Annotated in this window: 16 protein-coding genes; 10 read left to right on the forward strand and 6 right to left on the reverse strand. The window is 71.5% G+C overall.

Annotated features, from left to right (window positions below; translation table 11 throughout):
* Positions 1–9 precede the first annotated feature (9 nt).
* The 3 genes from HJC40_RS09745 to HJC40_RS09755 all read left to right on the forward strand — a co-directional run bounded on the left by HJC40_RS09745 (position 10) and on the right by HJC40_RS09755 (position 5,985).
* A complete protein-coding gene (locus HJC40_RS09745; protein WP_250000504.1) occupies positions 10–1,236 on the forward strand; it encodes a phosphotransferase in 1,227 nt (408 codons plus the stop codon).
* Between the two features lie 218 nt (positions 1,237–1,454).
* The gene (locus HJC40_RS09750) at positions 1,455–2,753 is read left to right on the forward strand and encodes a metallophosphoesterase (protein WP_284042902.1); all 1,299 of its coding nucleotides are present in this window, start codon (positions 1,455–1,457) and stop codon (positions 2,751–2,753) included.
* Positions 2,754–2,856: 103 nt separating this feature from the next.
* Entirely contained in the window at positions 2,857–5,985 is a 3,129-nt protein-coding gene (locus tag HJC40_RS09755) for a UvrD-helicase domain-containing protein (protein WP_250000506.1), read from the forward strand.
* Here HJC40_RS09755 and HJC40_RS09760 read toward each other — a convergent pair.
* Positions 5,972–6,658 carry a prepilin peptidase gene (locus tag HJC40_RS09760; protein ID WP_250000509.1) on the reverse strand — a complete coding sequence of 229 codons (687 nt, stop codon included), beginning with the start codon at positions 6,656–6,658 and terminating at the stop codon, positions 5,972–5,974. The two genes, HJC40_RS09755 and HJC40_RS09760, sit on opposite strands and share 14 nt — an antisense overlap.
* A gap of 132 nt (positions 6,659–6,790) precedes the next feature.
* Between HJC40_RS09760 and HJC40_RS09765 the strand changes: the two genes are divergently transcribed.
* From HJC40_RS09765 to HJC40_RS09780, 4 genes are all read left to right on the forward strand, one after another.
* Positions 6,791–7,444 carry a hypothetical protein gene (locus HJC40_RS09765; protein WP_250000510.1) on the forward strand — a complete coding sequence of 218 codons (654 nt, stop codon included), beginning with the start codon at positions 6,791–6,793 and terminating at the stop codon, positions 7,442–7,444.
* Positions 7,445–7,554: 110 nt separating this feature from the next.
* Positions 7,555–8,763 carry an ATP-binding protein gene (locus HJC40_RS09770; protein ID WP_250000512.1) on the forward strand — a complete coding sequence of 403 codons (1,209 nt, stop codon included), beginning with the start codon at positions 7,555–7,557 and terminating at the stop codon, positions 8,761–8,763.
* A gap of 27 nt (positions 8,764–8,790) precedes the next feature.
* On the forward strand, positions 8,791–9,354 hold the full coding sequence (locus tag HJC40_RS09775; protein ID WP_250000514.1) for a DoxX family protein: 564 nt from the start codon (positions 8,791–8,793) through the stop codon (positions 9,352–9,354).
* A 166-nt stretch (positions 9,355–9,520) separates the two neighbouring features.
* Positions 9,521–10,666: a glycosyltransferase 87 family protein gene (locus tag HJC40_RS09780; RefSeq protein WP_250000516.1), complete on the forward strand. Its 1,146-nt coding sequence runs from the start codon at positions 9,521–9,523 to the stop codon at positions 10,664–10,666.
* On the opposite strand, the gene HJC40_RS09785 is transcribed toward HJC40_RS09780, so the two are convergent.
* From HJC40_RS09785 to moaC, 4 genes are read right to left on the reverse strand one after another with little or no spacing between them, the layout of a single operon-like run.
* The gene (locus HJC40_RS09785) at positions 10,653–11,069 is read right to left on the reverse strand and encodes a molybdenum cofactor biosynthesis protein MoaE (RefSeq protein WP_250000518.1); all 417 of its coding nucleotides are present in this window, start codon (positions 11,067–11,069) and stop codon (positions 10,653–10,655) included. The genes HJC40_RS09780 and HJC40_RS09785 overlap by 14 nt on opposite strands.
* The gene (locus HJC40_RS09790; protein WP_250000520.1) at positions 11,066–12,301 is read right to left on the reverse strand and encodes a molybdopterin molybdotransferase MoeA; all 1,236 of its coding nucleotides are present in this window, start codon (positions 12,299–12,301) and stop codon (positions 11,066–11,068) included. Before HJC40_RS09790 ends, HJC40_RS09785 begins: the two co-directional genes overlap by 4 nt.
* A 9-nt stretch (positions 12,302–12,310) precedes the next feature.
* Complete coding sequence (locus HJC40_RS09795) at positions 12,311–12,805, reverse strand: molybdenum cofactor biosynthesis protein B (RefSeq protein WP_250000522.1); 495 nt, start codon at positions 12,803–12,805, stop codon at positions 12,311–12,313.
* Positions 12,802–13,293: a cyclic pyranopterin monophosphate synthase MoaC gene (gene moaC / locus HJC40_RS09800; protein ID WP_250000524.1), complete on the reverse strand. Its 492-nt coding sequence runs from the start codon at positions 13,291–13,293 to the stop codon at positions 12,802–12,804. The genes HJC40_RS09795 and moaC overlap by 4 nt, the downstream gene beginning before the upstream one ends.
* A gap of 519 nt (positions 13,294–13,812) precedes the next feature.
* On the opposite strand from moaC, the gene HJC40_RS09805 reads away from it, so the two are divergent.
* The 3 genes from HJC40_RS09805 to HJC40_RS09815 all read left to right on the forward strand — a co-directional run bounded on the left by HJC40_RS09805 (position 13,813) and on the right by HJC40_RS09815 (position 18,982).
* Positions 13,813–16,344, forward strand: a complete 2,532-nt coding sequence (locus tag HJC40_RS09805) for a bifunctional diguanylate cyclase/phosphodiesterase (RefSeq protein WP_250000527.1) — start codon at positions 13,813–13,815, stop codon at positions 16,342–16,344.
* 605 nt (positions 16,345–16,949) lie between these two features.
* The gene (locus HJC40_RS09810) at positions 16,950–18,542 is read left to right on the forward strand and encodes a glycosyltransferase 87 family protein (RefSeq protein WP_374271521.1); all 1,593 of its coding nucleotides are present in this window, start codon (positions 16,950–16,952) and stop codon (positions 18,540–18,542) included.
* Positions 18,543–18,565: 23 nt separating this feature from the next.
* Entirely contained in the window at positions 18,566–18,982 is a 417-nt protein-coding gene (locus HJC40_RS09815) for a zf-TFIIB domain-containing protein (protein ID WP_374271443.1), read from the forward strand.
* Between the two features lie 66 nt (positions 18,983–19,048).
* Here the strand turns inward: HJC40_RS09815 and HJC40_RS09820 are convergent, their stop codons facing one another.
* A complete protein-coding gene (locus HJC40_RS09820; protein ID WP_250000529.1) occupies positions 19,049–20,263 on the reverse strand; it encodes an SUKH-3 domain-containing protein in 1,215 nt (404 codons plus the stop codon).
* Between the last annotated feature and the right edge of the window lie 61 nt (positions 20,264–20,324).

Genomic DNA, 20,324 nt, shown 5'->3' on the forward strand with positions numbered 1-20,324 from the left:
CGAGACGTTGTGAGCGGACAGGCCGCACTGGTTGCCGAATCGTTCGGGCTGGGAACGGTCGACGGTGGGCTGGTGCCGGTGAGCTTCCGCAGTTCGCAGACCTGGCGCCTGGCTACCCGGGACGGGCCGGTGCTGGTCAAGCATGTCCCGGCTGAGGAGTGGCTCGAAGACTTCTCGCGGGCGATGGCCTTCGAACAGCGGGCGATCGACGCCGGCGTCGCGATGCCCCGGCCGATCGAGCCCGTGCGCGGGACAACTCAGCCGACGGCCGGCTCCTCCAGCACTGGGGCTCACGCAACACAGTGGCCGACGCCTGCGGGCACGCCGACCGCGCGGAGGCTCGGCTTCGCCGTGCGGATCGATGGCCTGGGTTGGGTCCGGGCGTACGAGTGGGTCGATGGGCGACCACTGGCCGATACGGACGACGTCGCCGAGTGGCTGGGCACGACGTTGGCGAGGCTTCACCGACTGTCGCCGGCCATCCCCGGCAAAGCCCTGACCACCGGCGACGCGGCGGAGCGCGCCGGTGCAGCCAGGCCGTCAGGTGCGGCGGCGGCCCACGGTTCCGCAGAGTCTCGCGGTGCCGCAGAGGTCAGCAGTGCCGCAAAGCCTCGCGGTGCGGCAGAGTCCCTCGCGGCGGCAGAGCCTCGCGGGGTGGCGGCGGCGGCCGGAGCGCCCGACTGGTATCGGCTGGACGTTCCGGGGCTCTGGCAGGGATGGCTGGAGGCCGGGCAGCGGGAGGGCCGGAGCTGGGCCGCGCTGCTGCGGCTGCATCTGGCGAGCGTCCTGGAGGCGGCCGAGTGGGTCGCGCGGAGTTTTGAAGCGGCCGGCGACTACGTGATGACCCATCGGGACGTCGAGCCCTGGAATGTGCTCATGACCGACGGCGGGCCCGTGCTGATCGACTGGGATGTGGCCGGGCCGGACAGCGCGAGCCTCGAGGCGGCGCACGCCACGCTGGAGTTCGCGCGGCGCGGGCGGGCGACGGCTGATCTGGCGGCCGTCCGCCGGACAGTCGAGGCCTACGTCGGCGCGGGTGGGTCGCCGTTCGGCGGGCCGGATGTGCTGGCGCGGCGGGCTGGGCTGCGGCTCGGGCGGCTCGCCGAGCGGCTGCGGATGTCGCTCGGGGAGGAGGCGCTCGGCCCCCGCGACCGGCAGGCGATCGAGCGCCGGGCCGCCGAACAGATCGTCGAGATGCCGTCCTTCCTGGCCGCACTCCGGAGCTACCGGCTCTGACCAGGCGCGGACCGGGACCGACCGGGGCAGCGGCCGGAGCACCCGTTCCCACGACGGAATCGACCGGAATCGTCCGTTGTCGGCGAGGGCAGCTGCCCGAGTCGCCGGCCTTCGGCTGGACGGCCATCGGGCGAGGTCAGCCGACTTCAGGGGTTCGTCAGTGGGCTCTCAGGAACGACCAGGAGACTGTGCGGGGAAAGTTTCTGGGGGAGGAAGTCTTGATCGTCTTCGTCGGGCTGATCGTGGTCGTCATCGGCCTGATCCATTTTTATCTGTACAAGCGGCTCGTCAAAGACCCGCTGCCCGGCAAGCGCGCGCGACGGATCGGGGCGGGGATCGTCGTCGTGCTGACGGTGCTGGCTCCGGCGACGCTCATCGGGGTGCGGTCGGGGGCCGTTCCCTGGCTGGCCTGGCCGGGCTATCTGTGGATCGCGCTCATGTTCTATCTGCTGGTCACGCTGGCCGTTCTCGAGATCCCCCGGCTCGCCCTGCTGCTGGCGTGGCGCTCCCGCGGGCGTACGGGGAACGGCACCTCGACGCCGACGGCCGCAGGCAAGCCGGGGGAGCCCGCCGCAGGCGAGGTCCGAGCCGAGCCGTCACCGGTGCTGACCGCCGACAAGCCACCGACGCCCGGCGACGACGACGGCAACCGGGTCGGCGACGGCGTTTCGGCCGGCGCCGGCGACAAGCCCGGCCTCGACCGGAGGCTCGTCCTCGCCCGCGGCGCGGCGATCTTCGCCGGTCTCACCGCGGCCGGCGTCACCGGCTACGGCGTGCGGACGGCGCTCGGTGGCCCGCGCATCGACCGCATCCAGATCCCGCTGGCCAAGCTGCCCCGGGTCATGGACGGCACCCGGCTGGCCGTCGTCTCCGACATCCACCTCGGGCCGCTGACCGGCATCAATCACACCCGGCGCATCGTTGATGTGATCAATTCGGTGCAGGCGGACATCGTGTGCGTCGTCGGTGACCTTGTCGACGGCAGCGTGGCGGAGCTGGGGCGGCTCGCGGCGCCGCTGGCCGATATCCAGTCGCGGCAGGGGGCGTATTTCGTGACCGGGAACCATGAGTACTACTCGGGCTTCCAGGAGTGGGTCGACGAGGTCGCGCGCCTCGACGTGCGGCCGCTGCGCAACGAACGCCTCGAGCTCGGCGGTCTCGACCTGGCCGGCGTCAACGACCTGAACGGCGGGGCCGAGGGCGACCCGGCCGACTTCGCCAAGGCGCTCGGCGACCGCGACCCGTCGCGGCCCGTCGTGCTGATGGCCCACCAGCCGTTGGCTGCCCGGGACGCGGCCCCGTTCGGGGTCGATCTTCAAGTTTCCGGTCACACGCACGGCGGCCAGATGGCACCCTTCAACCTGCTGGTCAAGCTGGAACAGCCCGTGGTTTCGGGGCTCGGCCGGGTCGATGGTGTGCCGGTCTATGTCACCAACGGCGCCGGTTTCTGGGGCCCGCCGGTCCGGGTCGGCGCGCCGCCCCAGGTGAGCGTGATCGAGCTGCGTTCGACGCGATAGAAAAGACATGGCAAAGCACCCGACGCGACCGGGGCCGAAGCATCAAGATCCATAAGTTCGTCAAGGCGTGGCGATTCGTGTGAGCACCGGAGGGCGTGACAGGATGCAGCGCGTGCCCTCGGACAACGCAGGTAGTGCCGCGGACACGTACGTCGCGGACCTTCACATCCACTCGCGTTTCTCCCGCGCCTGCAGCCGTGATCTGACCCTGCCCAACCTGGCCTGGTGGGCCCGGCGCAAGGGCATCGCGCTGTTGGGCACCGGTGACTTCACCCATCCCGCGTGGTTCGACCACCTGCGCGAGAGCCTCGTCGACGACGGCCCCGGGCTCTTCCGCTACGCCGGTGAGGCGGACGTGACCAAGCGCCTGCCGGGCTCTCTCCAGAAGAGCCCGGCGGCGCGGTTCATGCTCAGCGTCGAGATCTCGACGATCTACAAGCGGGACGACCGCACCCGCAAGGTGCACCACCTGATCTACATGCCGGACTTCGCGGCGGCGGCCCGGTTCAACACCGCGCTGGGCCGCATCGGCAACCTGACCGCCGACGGTCGTCCCATCCTCGGCCTCGACTCGCGCGATCTGCTCGAGATCACGCTGGAATCGGGCGGCTACCTCGTCCCGGCGCACATCTGGACCCCGTGGTTCTCGGCGCTCGGATCCAAGTCGGGTTTCGACGCGATCGCCGACTGCTACGCCGATCTGGCCGAGCACGTCACCGCGGTCGAGACCGGCCTCTCCTCCGACCCCGAGATGAACTGGCGGGTCTCCAGCCTCGACCGCTACCGCCTGGTGTCGAATTCGGATGCGCACTCACCGGCCGCGCTGGCCCGCGAGGCGACCTTGTTCACCGGTGAGCCCGACTACGCCGCCGTACGCGACGGCGCCGGCCTGGCCGGGACGCTCGAGTTCTTCCCGGAAGAGGGCAAGTACCACGCCGACGGCCACCGGGCCTGCGGCGTCAACTGGGAACCGCAGCGCACCCGCGAGCACGACGGCCGGTGCCCCGAGTGCGGCAAGCCGCTCACCGTGGGCGTGCTGAGCCGGGTCGAGGACCTCGCCGACCGGCCCACCGGCGCCCACCGCGGCGGCCACGTCGAGCATCTGATCCAGCTCCACGAGATCCTCGGCGAGATCAACGGGGTCGGGCCGAAGTCCAAGACGGTCGAGACCCAGCTCAACCACCTGGTCGCCACGCTCGGCGCCGAGCTGGACATCCTGCGCAAGGTGCCGCTGGAGGCGATCGGCCAGGCCGGCGGCGACGAGCTCCGCGAGGGGATCGACCGGCTGCGCCGCGGCGACGTGCGCCGGGTGGCGGGCTACGACGGCGAGTACGGCGTGATCACCCTCTTCGAGCCGGGAGAGCTGCGTAACCGGGCGAGCGCGCCCCAGGTCGAGACGTTGTTCGACGTCCCGCAGCAGCGCAAGCCCGAGCCGGCCGTCCGGTCCAAGCCGGTCAAGGTGGTCAAGGAGGCCCGGAAGGCCCCGCCGCTGCCACCGCCACCGAGCCCGCACGAGCCGTTCGAGCCGATGCTCGCGGGCATGGAGGAGGTGGGCACCGGGCTGCTCGACCGCCTCGACGCCATGCAGCGGGTGGCGGCGTCGGCGCCCGGCGGCCCGCTGCTGATCGTGGCCGGTCCGGGGACGGGCAAGACCCGGACGCTGACCCACCGCATCGCCTATCTCTGCGCCGAGCTGGGAGTCTTCCCGGAGCGCTGCCTGGCCATCACGTTCACCCGGCGGGCCGCCGGCGAGCTCCGCGAGCGTCTGGACGCCCTGCTCGGCGACGCCGGCGAGGACATCACGGTGGGCACGTTCCACTCGGTCGGGCTGGCGATTCTCAAGGAGAACGCGCGGGCCGCCGGCCTGGGCGCCCACTGGCGGATCGCCGACGAGACCGAACGGGACGAGGCTCGCGAGCAGGCCGGCGACGACGATCTCGCGTACGCGAAACTGCTGCGCCAGCAGGACCTGGTCGATCTCGACGAGCTGATCACCATGCCGGTGGCGCTGCTGCGCGACGAGCCGGCCCTGGTCGAGAAGTACCGGCGGCGCTGGCAGTGGATCTTCGTGGACGAGTACCAGGACGTCGACGACACCCAGTACGAGCTGCTGCGCCTGCTCAGCCCGGCCGACGGCAACCTGTGCGCGATCGGCGATCCCGACCAGGCGATCTACTCGTTCCGCGGCGCCGACGTGAAGTACTTCTTGCGCTTCAACGAGGACTTCGTGGACGCGCGGCTGGTCCGGCTGACCCGCAACTACCGCTCGTCCGCCCCGATCCTGGCCGCGGCGGTGCAGGCCATCGCCCCGTCGTCGCTGGTCAACGGCCGGCGGCTCGATCCGGCCCGGCTCGACCCCGAGGCGCCGCTGGTCGGCCGTTATCCCGCCGCGAGCGTCGCCGACGAGGCCGATTTCGTGGTGCGCACGATCGACGACCTGGTCGGTGGTCTCTCCCACCGGTCGCTGGACTCGGGCCGGGTCGATTCCCGGTCGGTCGCGGCCGGCAATCTGTCCTTCTCGGATATCGCCGTGCTCTACCGCACCGACTCGCAATCCGGCGCGATCGTCGAGGCTCTGTCCCGGGCCGGGGTGCCGGTGCAGAAGCGCTCGCACAACCGGCTGCGTGACCGGCCCGGCGTTCAGCACATCGCCCGCGAGCTGCGGCACGCCGACGGGGTGGGCGGCTCCCTGGCCGCCCGGCTCAAGCTGACCGCGCAGGCGCTGGCTCAGCGGTTCGCCGCGCCGACCCTGGACGGCGAGCACCTGGCGCCCGACGACATCTGGACCGCGGCCGACCTGCTGCGCCCGCTCGCCCGGCGCGTCGGTGAGGACCTGCCGCGGTTCCTGCAGGAGATCGCGACCGGGGCCGAGGTGGACGCGCTCGACCCGCGGGCCGAGGCGGTCAACCTGCTGACCCTGCACGCCGCGAAGGGCCTCGAGTTCCCGGTGGTGTTCCTGGTCGGCTGTGAGGACGGCCTGCTGCCGCTGCGCTGGCCCGGGGCTCCGGCGTCCGACGAGGACATCGCCGAGGAGCGGCGGTTGTTCTTCGTCGGCCTGACCCGGGCGCAGGACAGGCTCTATGTCAGCAGCGCAGCCCGCCGGTTCCGGCACGGCAGCGAGCGTGAGCAGAGCCCGAGCCCGTTCCTCGACGTGATCGACGCGGGGCTGTTCGAGCGGCTCGGCGACACCGTGCCCAACCGGCCGAAGGATCGCCAGCTCAGGCTGTTGTGACGGCGACCAGCGCGCCGGCCAGCAGCGCCGGTCCGAACGGGAGCGGCCGGCCGCGCCGGGCGAGCAGCAGCGCCAGCGCGATCGGCCCGTTGATCAGATGCGGAACGACCAGCCCGGTGATCACCGCCGGCCACCCGGCGAAGCCCAGGATCACCGCCAGCACCGTCGCGAGCTTCACGTCGCCGAGGCCCAGCCCGGCTCCGGGCAGCAGAGCGATCACCAGGTAGGCCGTGAGCACGAGCCCGCCGGCCACCAGCGCCGTTCCGATCCGGTCCGGCGCCAGCAGTGCCGACGGCGGCACGGTGACGACCGCCAGCACGGCGACCACCCGGTCGGGCAGCCGCAGGCAGCGCAGGTCGATCAGCGCGAGCAGCAGGCCGGGTACGACCGCCAGCAGGTGCACCGGCAGCAGCGCGCACGGTCCGAGCGCCACGGCCAGCAGGGTGCTCACCGCCGCGCCGGCCACCACCGTCAGCCCGTACGCCCGGCTGGCGCAGCAAGCACCCACCCGGACCCACCCACCCGGCCCGGGGACGAAGCGCCGGCCGCAGGACGCGCAGGCCGATCGGGGCGGCTCGCCGAAGGGAACGGCCAGCCGGTGCGCGACGTGCGGGAGGTATGCGGCTGCGGATCCGCCGAAGGCGGCGGCGGAGATCACCAGAAGTAGGGACACGAATCGGCACCGTAGTGTTCGGACCGGCGGTGTGCGGGTCGTGTTGCCGACACCGGCGGCGATTCCGTCCGGCCCTGTGGCGGCCTCGCACGCTACGGTGGCAGCAGCGTATTCCGCTTCCGGAGGATCCTGATGTCGCAGAACGGCCCGTACTCCGGCCCGCCGTGGTCGCACGGGGGCTCCGACGAGCCGTATGCGGAGCCGGCTGATCCCTGGGGTGAGCACAGCTCCCCCGTCCCGGAGCAGCCTTCCTGGGGTGGCCATCCTCCGTCGATCCCGCAGCAGCCGATGGGCTATCAATCAGCGCCGATGGGTGCGGTCGTCAACGAGTCCTCGTGGGACCGGCCGCCGCCCCCGCCGAAACGCAATACGCCGATCATCGCGCTGGTGGTGGTTCTCGGTCTGCTGATCGTGATCGGCCTCGGCACGACGGCCTGGCTGCTCAACCAGCGCAACGACCGCGGCGATCAGGCCGCTCCGACCCAGTCGGCAACCGCGCCGGTCGTCGGTCCGGCGCCGCAAGGCAGCGAGGACGCCCGCTTCTACGTGAAGAAGGGCGACTGCGTGGTCAACGAGGGCACCGACGAGGAGCCCAACATGCGCTCGACGGTCTGCACGACCGGCACGTACCAGGTGCTGGATCGGATCAAGGGCAAGACCACGGGGGAGAAGGACGCGGAGCGCAAGTGCTCCAAGGTCACGGGCTACACGAAGTGGTTCTTCTTCGACAGCCCGCTCGACGAGCTCGACTTCGTGCTGTGCCTGAAGGAACATAAGGCGCTCTAGCCTTTTATAGCTCAGAGGTTAGATACCGCTAGACCCTCCTCGAAGACATTCGCGAGGTCTTGCTAGCGCACTCTAGCTATTTCGCTAGACAACCCGATACGGTGCAATGCGTGGATCCGGTGAGGAACCCGTACGCCCCCGGCGCCGGCCAGCGCCCACCCGAGCTGGCCGGTCGTGACCGTGAGCTCGACGCCTTCGACGTGGTGCTCGAGCGCATCGCCCGGGGCCGCCCCGAGCGCAGCCTCGTCCTGACCGGCCTGCGCGGGGTCGGCAAGACCGTCCTGCTCAACACCCTGCGGTCGGCGGCGATCGGCCGGCTGTGGGGCACCGGCAAGATCGAGGCCCGGCCCGATCAGTCGCTGCGCCGCCCGGTGTCGGCCGCGCTCCACATGGCGATCCGCGAGCTCGCGCCCCACCACCGTGATCCCGACCGGGTCGACGAGGTGCTGGCGGTGCTCAAGGCGTTCGCGTTGCGGGCCAACGACAGCTCGGCCAAGCTGCGCGATCGGTGGGCACCCGGCATCGACGTGCCCCCGGCCCGGGGCCGCGCCGACTCGGGCGACATCGAGATCGACCTGGTCGAGCTGTTCACCGACGTGGCCTCGCTCGCCACCGACGTCGGCACCGGCATCGGGCTGTTCATCGACGAGATGCAGGATCTGGGACCGGCCGACGTCTCCGCGCTGTGCGCCGCCTGCCATGAGCTGTCCCAGCTGGGCGCGCCGTTGATCGTGGTGGGCGCCGGTCTGCCTCATCTCCCGGCCGTGCTGTCCGCGGCCAAGTCGTACTCGGAACGTCTCTTCCGCTACCAGCGCATCGACCGGCTCGACCGGGTCGCGGCCGATCTCGCGCTCTGTGCGCCGGCCGCCCGCGAGCAGGTCGAGTACGAGGCCAAGGCGCTCGACCTGCTCTACGAGAAGTCCGGCGGATATCCGTACTTCGTCCAGGCGTACGGAAAGGCGACGTGGGATCACGCGCCGCAGTCCCCGGTGACCGACGCCGACGTCCGGGTGGCCGCTCCCGAGGCCGAGGCCGAGCTGGCCGTGGGCTTCTTCGGCTCCCGGTTCGAACGGGCCACCCCGGCCGAGCGCGACTACATGCGGGCGATGGCCACGCTCTCCGGCGACCACGGCAGCAACGACATGGACGCGGCCGTTTCGACCGCCGACATCGCCACCGCCCTGGGCCGCAAGCCGGCCGGCCTGTCGCCGGCCCGCGACGCGCTGATCAAGAAGGGCCTCATCTACTCGGGCGAGCGCGGCACCGTCGCCTTCACGGTGCCGCATTTCGGCCGTTACCTGCGCACGCAGCCGGTGTGATCGGCCTCCGGCGGGTATAACCAGTTCATGAAGCCCGTACGCACTGCTGCCCGCGCGATGCTCGCGTCGATCTTCGTCATCCAGGGCGTCCGGTCGCTCGTCAAACCCGACGCGACCACGGAGACCGCGAGCCGCGTGACCGACCGGATGAAGCCGCTCCTGGAGAAGGCCGATCCTCGCATCCCGACCGATGCCCGCACGCTGGTCCGCATCAAGGGCGCGAGCGACACGATCGCCGGCCTGGCCCTGGCCACCGGCCACTTCACCCGGCCGGCCGCGTTCGTCCTCGCGGCCAACCTGGTGCCGACCACCATCGCCGGTCACCCGTTCTGGGACCGCTCGCGGCCCGACGCGAAGGTCCACCAGACCCAGTTCCTCAAGAACCTGGGCCTGCTCGGCGGCCTGCTGCTGGCCGCGGTCGACACCGAGGGGCGCCCCGGGCTGGGCTACCGCGCCAGCCACGCGGTCGACCGTTCCCAGCATTCGATCAAGCGTTCCCAGCGGTCGGTCAAGCGAGCCCTGCGCACCGCCAAGCGGGAGGCCAAGATCGCTGCGATGAGCGCCGCGACGGCCCGCCGGCTGCCCGGCTAACAACCTCCCGGCGATCTCCCGCGTTAGAGCCGACGAGGGGCTCGGCCCCGCCATGACGCCGGTCTCCGGCTTCGTGGCCGGCATGGCTCCGCCGTGCCCGGAGGACGAGAGCGACGGGGGTCGCGCCATGCCGGCGTTGGGGCAGCACGTACGGACTTCGAGGTCCGTGGCGATCGGGCTGGGGTGCCTCGGGGCGCTCTGGGCGGTCGGTTACTTCCTTCGGTCGTACGGAGGACAGGCGCTCCGGTCGGAGGCCGGGCCCGACCCGGTCACCGCCTGGCTGATCGCCCTCGCCGGCGTCGCCGCGCTCGTCCTGGCCGCGTTCGCGCTGGCCGGCCCGGTCGCGCGTCGCTACGGGCGGTCGCGCCGACCGGTCGCCCTGGTGGCGGCCGCGCTGGCGCTGATGGCCGAGCCGGTCCGCGCGGCGATCGGCCTCGGTCATCTCGACCTGCTGCTGTTCGGCCTGGTCACCGCCGACGTGGTGGCGTTGCGCCGTTCGGCCTGGGCCCGGCGGCGAGCTGCCTGGTGGCCCGGGCCGGCGGCTTCCCGCCCGCCGCGCGGACGCCTCGGCACGCTGCGCCGATGCTGGTCGACCGGGACGTGGGCGGGCGCGGGCATCGGTGTCGCGTCCGCGCTGGCCTTCACCCCGATGCTGTTCATCCTGTATCTGGTCGTCACCCGGCGATGGCGGCCCGCACTGATCGCGGCCGGCACGGCGGCGGCGCTCCGGCTCACCGCGCTGCCGGCCGGGTCGCCCGGTCCTGTCCCGATCGACGGCGAGTCGCCGATCGGCGACCCGGCCAACCAGTCGCTCGCCGGACTGCTGGCCCGCCTCTACGACTCGTCGAGCACGCCCGTGCTGGTCTGGTTGTCGTTCGCCGCGCTGCTGCTCGCGGTCGGGCTGATCCGCGCGCGGGCCGCGCACGCCGACGGCGACGAGATCGCGGCGTTCACGCTGGTCGGGCTGACCGGAGCAGCCATCGCCCCGGTGACGTCCGGGCACGAGTTGATCTGGATGCTGCCGGCGGTGCTGATCCTGGTCGACGCGGCGGCCCGGCTGCGGGCCTCCCGGCGTAGGCGACGGCCTCGGCGCCCGACCGGGCTGGGCTACGCCGGAGCCGCGCTCGCCATCTACCTGATCATGGCCGCGCCTCCGGAGTGGACGGTGAGCTGGAACGCCTACGCCTTCACGGTGATCCTGCTGATGAACGCGTTGCCATGGCGGCCCGGCGTGGTGCCGGCGATCCGGCCCGTACGCCGGCCGGTCGAGCCCGCCCGGGTGCCGGCGATCCCCGGCCCTAGGGGCAGTTGACCCATTCCTCGGTGCCGTCCGCGAAGACCTGCCTCTTCCAGATCGGCAACCGCGCCTTGGCCTCGTCGACCAGCCGGGAGCAGGCCGCGAACGCCGCCGCCCGGTGGGCCGTGCTCACCGACGCGACCAGCGCGACGTCGCCGATGGCCAGCGTTCCCACGCGGTGCGAGACCGCGACCGCGTAGACGTCGGGGTCGATCTCGATCTCGGCGGCGACCTCGCGCAGCACCGCGGCGGCGCTGGGGTGGCCCTCGTACTCGAGCAGCGTCACGCCGCGCCCGTCGTCGTGGTCGCGCACGACACCCTGGAACGACACGACGGCGCCGGCCCGCGGGTCGGCCACCGCCTTTTCGTGGGCAGCCAGGTCGAGCGGGCTGTCCAGCACCTCGGCGATGACGATCATGGGCGCTCCCCGGTCACGAGTGGAAGTGGAAGGAAGGGGACTAGGTCGCCGGGCGCCGCCTCGGTGCCCGGCCGGACCACGACGAAGCCGTGAGCGTTGGACAGGCCACGCAGCATGGCCGAGCCGACGTGGCCCACCGGAGTGGCCGACCGTCCATCATGGTCGAGCCGGGCCAGGGCCAGATGCGTGTCGGCGCCGCGGCCGCGAACCTTCGTCGCCGCCTCGACCAGGGGCAGCGTGGGGGCCGGGCGACCGTGCAGGCCGGCCAGCAGCGGGGCGACCAGCGTGATCAGCGCGATCACGGCGGACTGGGGGTTGCCGGGCAGGCCGGCCAGGAAGCGCGGGCGCCCGTCCGGGCCGGGCACGCGGGCCAGCAACATCGGAAAACCCGGCCGGACGGCCACCGTGTTGACGATGTACTCGGCGCCCAGTTCGGCCAGCGCCGGGTGCAGGTGGTCGACCGGTCCGTGCATCGTGCCACCGGTCGTGCACACGAGCTCCGCGCCGGCCAGGGCGCCGCGCACGGCGCCGAGGTGCGCCTCGAGCGTGTCCTTGACCGGACCGTCGACGGCCTCCGGGGGCACCGCCGCGCCGTAGCGGCGCAGCCAGGCGGGCACCTGCGGGCCGAGCGAATCGCGCACCCGGCCGGCTCCCGGGGTGCCGCCGGTGAGCAGCTCGTCGCCGAACACGAGCAGCCCGGCACGCGGCCGCCGATAGACGTTGAGCGACTCATAACCGCAGGTGGCGGCGATGCCGATCACCGCCGGGTCGACCGCCGTGCCGACCGGCAGCAGCTCCTCGTCCTTGCCGGCCTCCTCGCCGGGCATGCGCCACTCGGGGACATAGCCGTCGCGCGGCTCGCCGCTCACCCGCCCGTCACCGTCGCGAGTGGACGCCTCGACGCGGACCAGCGCCTCGGCGCCGGCCGGCACCATCGCACCGGTGGCGATCTCGACGCAGGTGCCGTCCTCGGTCAGCGGCGGGGCGACGCCACCGGCCAGCACCCGGCCCACCGGCCGCCACGGCCGGGGACCGCGCACGGCCCAGCCGTCGATGCTCGAGGTGGGAAAGGCCGGCAGGTCGGTCAGGGCGCGCAACGGCTCGGCCAGCGTGCGACCGTCGGCCTCGGGCAGGGCCACCGGCTCGGCCGGGCCGGCCGCCGCGCGACCGGCCGCATAGGCCAGCTCGCGGGCCGTCGCCCAGTCGACCGGGGTGGTGTCGTCGCTGCTCACCGCTCGAGCCTATCCAGCCGCACCGGACGAGGGATGGTCACCGCCGTGGATTTGATCGACGGTGTGCCTCAGGAGAGGTCCGAGAACGGCCAGACCGTCCTTGGCGCCGCCGGTCGAGCCGGGCAGATTGACGATCAGCGTGTGTCCGGCCACCCCGGCCAAGCCGCGGGAAAGAACCGCGGTGGGCACTTTGTCACGGCTGTGGGCCCGGATCGCCTCGGCTATGCCGGGAATCTCGAAGTCGAGCAGCCCGCAAGTCGCCTCGGGGGTGCGGTCGGTCGGGGTGACCCCGGTGCCGCCGCTGGTCAGCACGACGTCGACACCGTCGGCGACGGCCAGCCGGAGCGCGTCGGCCACCGGCTCACCGTCCGGCACTACGACCGGGTCGCCGACCTCACAACCGAGTTCGCGGAGGCCGGTGACGAGGCGCGGGCCGCTCGTGTCGGCGTAGACGCCGGCGGCGGCGCGGTTGCTGGCCACGATGACCCGGGCCGTGATGGTCATGGACGGTCCTCCGGGCGTACCCACTCGCCGGTCTTGCCGCCCTCTTTGCGCAGGACCCGCACCGACTCGATGCTCGCCGCCGGGTCGACGGCCTTGATCATGTCGATCATCGTGAGGCCGGCGGTGGCGACCGCGGTGAGCGCCTCCATCTCGACACCCGTGCGGTCGGCCGTCTTGGTGGTGGCGGTGATCTCGACCGTCGTGCCGGTCAGCTCGAGATCGACGGTGACGCCGTGCAACCCGATCGGATGACAGAGCGGGATGAGGTCGGGAGTGCGCTTGGCGCCCATGATCCCGGCGAGCCGGGCCACGGCGATCGCGTCACCTTTGGGAAGTTCGTCACCACGCAACAGGGCGATCACCTCGGGGGTGGTCACCACTCGGCCGGCAGCGATGGCACGGCGCGCGCTCACCGTCTTGGCCGAGACGTCGACCATACGTGCGGCACCGGTCTCATCGACGTGAGTGAGCAGGGATTCGTCGGGCATACCGGGAGTTTATAGAAGCAACTTCCAAGAATCTCGTTCGCGTAATAGCGAGTCCTCGTCCACGATTCGGTCACGTCAAATGTTGGCGATCTATGCGCAGGTCAGAGACCATGTGACGGGCTGGGAAAACGGGGAACCGACACACGACCATTGGCAATCCGGAGCGTTAGACAAACGGCACGCTCCGCGACTTGGACACTGCGCCCAAATCGACGACTCAGGTAGCTAAGAGTCGTATGCCCGGGACGGCGTGTAGTCAAATCATCTCGTCTTATCATTTTCTGCGCAATGCGACACGAATCGGTATCGACATCGCTTCTCGGTGAATATTGTTTGGCCTGTCGCGACGGACTTGCTTTTGAGAAACCGGAACTCTCCGGGTTACCCGACGGCCCATACCGCGAGGAGAAGAACGATGAACATCAACGACTGGGATTGAGGTTGGTGCGCGAACGCGCGCCCTTGCCTACGCTGGAGCCCGGACCTGTCTCCGATGCGCTCAGCGACTGGAAGACTTCCTTGAGTAATACCCAAAGCTCCAACGACGACGCGACCGGTCGGCAGCTCTCGCTGCTCATCGGTCTCGTCGTCGTTCTGGCGTCAGGCGTCGCCGCCGCCGACCTCTGGTACGCGATCACCCATCCGCAGCCCGTCCCCCACGTCGGTCTCCTCGCGCTGGTGGTGATCGGCGCCGCCGTGGCAAACCGCGTCAAGGTCTACGTCCGCGTGCGATCCAGCCGCAACGGCACCACCTGGGGCGAGATCCCGATCCTGGTCGGTCTGGCTTTCCTGCCCCACCTGTGGGTCGTGATCTGCTCCGTGGCCGGCATCGCCATCGTCAAGATCATGGGGCGGTCCGCGCCTCAACGAGCGATCTTCTCGCTCGCGAAGGAAGTTCTGGTCGTCAGCGCCGCCGGCCTGGTCCTGTCTCTCGCCGGCGCACCACCGGTGCCGCACTCGCTCCTCGTCACCGGCGTCGCCGTCGTGCTGGCGTACGTGACGATGTCGCTGGTCGACGAACTCGTCTTCCTCCCGGTCATCGCCGTCGCGTCGCGCACGACGATCCGGCGGGTGATGGGCCGCTACCTGGGCGACCGGCTGATCGCGCACGTCTTCCGGCTCGCCACGGTCGTCTACATCATCACCATCCTCGCCACCGGGGCCAGCCCGCTGCTGCTGGGCTTCGTACCGCTGCTCATCGCCTGCCTGCACCTCTGGCACTCGCGGCAGTTGCGCACCAAGGAGGAGCGGCGCTCCTGGCGGGAGCTGGCCAAGACGACCGACGAGCTCAACTCGGTCGAGCTCACTCAGGTGCTCCACGTGGCCGCGACCCAGGGCGCACGCGTCTTCTCCTCCGACGGGGTCGAGATCGACCTGACGGCCAGCGGCGTCGACCGCGTGGTCCGCGCGCGAGGCAGCGACGTGGTGCACGACGGTCCTCTGCCCAGCCGCGACGCCTACGTCACCGAGATCACGGCTGACCTGGAGACCGGCGACCATACGTACCGCGCCGGCCTGCTCACGCTCGGCTTTCACGGCCGGGTCAAGCTCAACGAGTTCGAGCAGTACAAGCTCAAGACCTTTGCCGCGGCGCTCTGCACGGCCATCCGGAACGCCACGGCGTACGCCGAACTGCAGCGGCTCAACGAACAGAACGCCTACGACGCGGCCCACGACCCGCTGACCGGTCTGGTCAACCGCCGCGAGCTCTACGAACACGCCGGTCAACACTTCCCCGGCCATTCCGGGGACGGTGTGACCGCGCTGCTGCTGATCGACCTCAACCACTTCAAGGAGGTCAACGACACGCTCGGGCACGCCGCGGGTGACGCCGTGCTCCGCGAGGTGGCCCGGCGGCTGGCCGACGCGGCGACGCCCGGCGACCTGGTGGCCCGGCTCGGCGGCGACGAATTCGCCGTGCTGATGACCGACCTGACCACCCCCGCCCTGGCCACCCACCGCGCCAAGGCGATGCTCGCCACCCTCGCGGGAAGCGTGACCGTGGAAGGCATGCGGATCACCGTCGAGGCGGCCGGCGGCATCGCGCTCGCGCCCGGCAGCGGTGGCGTCAACGAGCTGATGCGACGGGCCGACATCGCGATGTACCAGGCCAAACGGGCCGGGGTGCAGACGGCCACGTACGCACACGCCCAGGACACGGCCGACGTCAGCCGCCTGGTGCTAGGTGGCGAGCTGCAGCGCGCGGTGGCCGAGCACGAGTTCGTGGTCGACTTCCAGCCCATCGTCGACCTGGGCAGCGGCGAGGTGATCGCGGCCGAGGCGCTGACCCGGTGGCACCACCCCGAACACGGCTACCTCACGCCGATGGAGTTCCTGCAGACGGTCGAGCGCTCGGGTCGGCTGCCGGCGTTCGCCGACGCGGTGCTCGACCAGGCGCTCGAGGCCTCCGACGTGTGGCGGGAGGCCGGTTTCGACCTGCCCGTCGCGGTGAACGTGTCGCCCCGCAGCCTGCTCGACCCCAGCTTCCCCGAGGCGGTGCTGGCCCGTCTGCGCCGGCACGCGGTCCCGGCCGACCGGCTGATCTTCGAGCTCGCCGAGACGCTCACGCTCAGCCAGCTGGACGTGGTCGGGCGCGCGCTGACGGAGTTGAGCGAGGCGGGCGTACGGCTGGCCCTCGACGACTTCGGCACCGGCGTCACCCCGCTGTCGGTGCTGTCGCACATCCCGGTCCACCAGCTCAAGATCGACCGCGAGTTCGTCGGGGCCGTCCAGACGTCGTCCGAGGCCGCGGCGGTGATCCGCTCGACGGTCGACCTGGCCCGCAGCCTGCACCTGACGGTGATCGCCGAAGGGGTGGAGAGCGAGCCGCAGAGGCACGCGCTGTGGGCGCTGGGGTGCGTGGCCGGCCAGGGACACCTCTTCGCGCGGCCGATGTCGGCGGCCCGCCTGCTGGCGACGTTGCAGCGCGGGACGGCGGGCCGGCCCGGCGCGCTGGCCGCGTCGTTGCACGAGGGTGGAGCGGTGGTCCGCATGTCGCGGCGGCGGTCCACGGGTACGGGAAGATCGACTCTGCCACACTTGCCGGCGTGACAGATGCAGGGCAGACGACGGGCAAACCCGCAGCTGAGGAGCCCGTCGCCGAGGGAGGACCCGGCTCGGATCCCGGGGTATCGCCCGCGAAGAGCGACGTCGCTCCGCCGGTTTCCGCCACCGATACGCCGGTGGAGAGCGCGTCCCCGGAGCCGGCCACAGAGGACGATCCGCCTCCGGCAACTGAGGACCTGCGGTCTACCGGCGCCCCCGCGAATGCGGCCGGCGACGACGTGAAGCGCGGCCTGTCCGACGGCGCGAGCGACGAGGCCCAGGACGACGAGGCCCAGGACGACCGGGCTCCGGGGGACGAATCCGGCGCTACAGACGGCAATGAAGATTCTCGGACAGACAGTGACGGTCTCGCCGAGGCGGGGACAGAAGGCTCCAGCGCAGCGGCCGGATCCGTAGCAGCGGAGGCGGAAAGCACCGAGGCGGCAAAAGCCGACGATTCGGTTGAGGCGAAGGACGAGAGTCCCGTTCCAGCCAAGGACCACAGCTCTGTCTTGGTTGAAGACGACACCGCCGGCTCGGTCGAGGAGTCCGAAGACACGATCGAGAACCCGGAGCCCGCGGCATCCGACCATGCCGGCGCTCCGACCGGCATGGTCGTCGTCGTCAGCGAGAAGCCGATCACGGCGGAAGACGCAGATCCGATCACAACAGCCCGGATCACCCCGAAATCCGCCAAGGGCTCGGCACCGGACGTTCCAACCGCTCCACCGGGAGGGGATCGTGACGAGCCCCCGGCCGAGTCGGCAGCTCCCCTCGCCGAGAACGCGACCGTCCCGACCACACCCGCGCAGGCCGACCCGGAAGAAGGCGGACCCCGTACCGGGATCGGCCGTTTCTTCACCCGCGTCGATCAAGCGGCCGGCGGTTATGCGGTCGATCTGACCCTCTACGCCCTGTCGGCGGCGTTCGCCCTCATCACCGCGCTGAACTCGACACTGCTGCCGCACCGCGCCTGGGGCACGATCGCCGTCTGGTCGTACTCCGCCGCGTTCCTCGTCGCCGGTCTGCAGTTCGCCGGCTACCTGATCACCCGGCGACGCGCGACCGGAGCCGGCCGATCGCGGTCCGTCGCCGCGCTGTTCGGCAACGGCGGCCGGGCGGCTGTCACCTGGACCGTCTGGGGCGCGGCGGCTTTGCTCCCGCTCGTGGTTCAGGCCGTCCAGCGCGCCGGCGGCCGCACCGATCGGGCCCAGGAGGAAGTGCTGGTCGTCGAGCACATGGGTGAGCGGCTCCTCAACGAGGGCACGCCGTACCTCTCGCGGGACGCGATCGCCGCGCTGCCGGCCGACGAACGGCTGACCGGCTACAGCCCGTACCAGCCGGGAATGTCCATCTTCGGCCTGCCGCGCGCCCTCTTCGGCGACGGCTGGTGGACCGACTCACGGGTGTGGTTCGCCCTGTTCACCGCCGCGATCCTGATCGCTGCCGTGGTGCTGCTGCACCCTCGATTCTCCCGGCGGCCCTCGGTCGCGCGGTCGTTCGCCACCGTGCGGGCGCTGCAGGCTGTGACTGTCCTCCCGATCTGCGCTCTCACGCTCGCGACTGGCGGCGACGACATCCCCGTGCTCGCTTTCTGTCTGCTCGCCCTGACGCTCGCCGCTACGGATCGTTACGGCTGGGCCGGTGTCGCGATCGGCGCGGCCGCCGCCTGCAAGCTGATCGCGCTCCCGGTGGTGGCTGTCCTGGCCGTACTGGCCCTGGCCGTCGGGCGCGGCGGGCGCTTCCTGCCGGGCGCGATCGGCCTGCCGATCCTCGTGCTGGTCGCGCCGTTCCAGGTCGACCAGGACGGGTTCCTCGAGAACGTCATCCGCTTTCCCCTGGGGCACGGCCTGGTGACCAGTCCGGCCCAGTCGCCGTTCCCGGGCTACCTGCTCAGTCAGAATGTGCCCAACGGCCGGTACGTCGCTCTGGGGTTGCTGCTCGCGGTGGCGCTCGTCATCACCGTACGGATTCTCTGGTGGCGCCCGCGTAGTGCCGACACCGCTTCGCTGATCTGCGGCTGGGGTCTGCTGGCGGCGATCCTGCTGATGCCGACGACGCGGTTCGGCTATCTGCTCTACCCGATCGCGTTCCTGGTCTGGGCCGGCGCCCTGCGTCCACCGCTCGGCAAGATCGGCTCGGACAGTGCCTCGGAACCGCTCGGCACTCAGCAATCACACAGCTCCAAGTCGCCCGCTGGATGACACAGCCTTGTACCGTCTGTGGGATGCAGATGACCTGTCCGAAGTGTCACGGCGAGATGCGAGTGTACGAGCGCAGCGGCGTCACGGTCGACCAGTGCACCGAGTGCCGAGGGATCTTCCTCGACCGTGGTGAGCTCGAGAAACTGTTCGAGGCCGAGTCGAATTTCAACACTCGCCAGGCTCCGCCCCAGTCCGCGCCGCCCCGTCCGGCCGGCGCCCCGCCCGCGCCGGGTTACGGTCAGCCGCAGCCCGGTGGCTACGCCCCGCCGCCGCCCCCGCCGGGTTACGGCGGCCAGCCCGCCCCCGGCTACCCGCCGGCTCCGGCTCCCGGTCACTACGCCCCGGCTCCGGCCTACGGCCACCACGGCCACTACCGGCGCCAGGGTCACCACGGCCACTACCGCCAGAAGAAGAGCTTCCTGCACGGCCTCTTCGACTGAGGCCCGCTGACGTTCGCCCGCCGGCCCTCCGACATGCCGCAGGGCCGGCGGCACGTCAGCACGCCCTCACCACGTCCCGTCGTCGCGCACCCGCCGCGCCGGACCGTCCCCGGTGAGCAGCCCGGTCAGCGCCTCGTCGAGCGTGCTGCCGACAAACCACTCCCCGGCCTGGTCGAGCACGAAGACCCGCCCCAGCTCGTCGATCGCCACCACCGCGTCGCCGCCCTCGATCCCGATCGGGAAGAGCGGCGCCCCGATGACCTCGGCCAGTTCGGCCAGCGTGGCCGCCGCATAGGCGCCCGGCACCGGGTCGAGCAACAGCAGGCGGATGGCCCGGCGCAGTCCCGGCCCGCGACGGGCGCACCGCACCCCCGGGAAATCGGCCACGGCGACGCGCGCCGCCTCGAACGGCCGCAGACGTCCGCCGGAGGCCTCGACGGCACGCTCGATCGCCGCCTCACCGAGTGATCCCGTTCCCGGGCCGATCCACCCGCCGCCGGCCAGCGTCCGCGCCACCTCGTGCGGGAAGCGGCCGGCCACCGGCACACGCTCCGAGCCGTGCCTCCACTCGCTGGCGTAGGCCCGGTCCGACCACGGCAGCACCGCGAGGTCGACCAGCACGCCGATGCAGGTCTCGCACGGGCGGAACTCCTGGCCGCCCAGGGGGTCGCCCTGGTCCCGTACGAGGAAAGCCCGGAAATCGGCCTCGACCAGCCCGGCTCTCGCCTCGTCGAGCGTGATCTCCCCTCCCCGGGCGCGGGACGCCTCGTGCAGCGCGTCGGAGAGGGCGATCAACTCGGCGTGCCGCTCGGCGCCGCGCACCCGGGCCTGCGCGCCCAGCATCTCGAGGCGATCCACCACCAGCGGATGGTGGCCGATCCGCTGGTCACCCTTCGCACCCTGTGACCGGTACAGCCGATCACCCACGGTGAGATGCGCGACCGTCGTCGGCGTCGGCCGCCGCCGGGTCAGCCGAAGCAGCGAGACAGCCGGATCCACTGTGCCCGGCGGGGTGGGCCGTCGGTCCCGATAGATCGCGACGATCTCGTCGGTCGGGACCCCGGGCCAGGTGGAGATCACTCCGGTCTCGCGGTCGATGACCGTGCGGGCGCCGTCGCCGGGCACAGCCGGCACGGTGGCCGGCCGGCGCGTCCAGATCACATAGCCGAGGTCGAACTCGGCCAGCATCGGCTCACACCCGTATCCGCGCTGCTCGGACTCGTTGCGCGCCCACCGCGCGGCGATCTTCTCGGCCTCGGTCCGCGTGATCACCGTGTTCATCCCCTTTCGAAGCGTGAACCTGATCGCCCGTGGCGACGTTCGCAGATTGAAGTTAACCGAA

The sequence above is a fragment of the Actinoplanes sp. M2I2 genome (assembly GCF_023544445.1).
Taxonomy (GTDB): domain Bacteria; phylum Actinomycetota; class Actinomycetes; order Mycobacteriales; family Micromonosporaceae; genus Actinoplanes.

Excerpts from the sequence above, each read along its gene's own strand:
- HJC40_RS09755 (WP_250000506.1), top strand. The coding sequence starts at position 2,857 with ATGCAGCGCGTGCCCTCGGACAACGCAGGTAGTGCCGCGGACACGTAC.
- HJC40_RS09765 (WP_250000510.1), top strand. The coding sequence starts at position 6,791 with ATGTCGCAGAACGGCCCGTACTCCGGCCCGCCGTGGTCGCACGGGGGC.
- HJC40_RS09775 (WP_250000514.1), top strand. The coding sequence starts at position 8,791 with ATGAAGCCCGTACGCACTGCTGCCCGCGCGATGCTCGCGTCGATCTTC.
- HJC40_RS09785 (WP_250000518.1), bottom strand. The coding sequence starts at position 11,069 with ATGATCGTCATCGCCGAGGTGCTGGACAGCCCGCTCGACCTGGCTGCC.
- HJC40_RS09795 (WP_250000522.1), bottom strand. The coding sequence starts at position 12,805 with ATGACCATCACGGCCCGGGTCATCGTGGCCAGCAACCGCGCCGCCGCC.
- moaC (WP_250000524.1), bottom strand. The coding sequence starts at position 13,293 with ATGCCCGACGAATCCCTGCTCACTCACGTCGATGAGACCGGTGCCGCA.
- HJC40_RS09810 (WP_374271521.1), top strand. The coding sequence starts at position 16,950 with ATGGTCGTCGTCGTCAGCGAGAAGCCGATCACGGCGGAAGACGCAGAT.
- HJC40_RS09815 (WP_374271443.1), top strand. The coding sequence starts at position 18,566 with ATGCAGATGACCTGTCCGAAGTGTCACGGCGAGATGCGAGTGTACGAG.
- HJC40_RS09820 (WP_250000529.1), bottom strand. The coding sequence starts at position 20,263 with ATGAACACGGTGATCACGCGGACCGAGGCCGAGAAGATCGCCGCGCGG.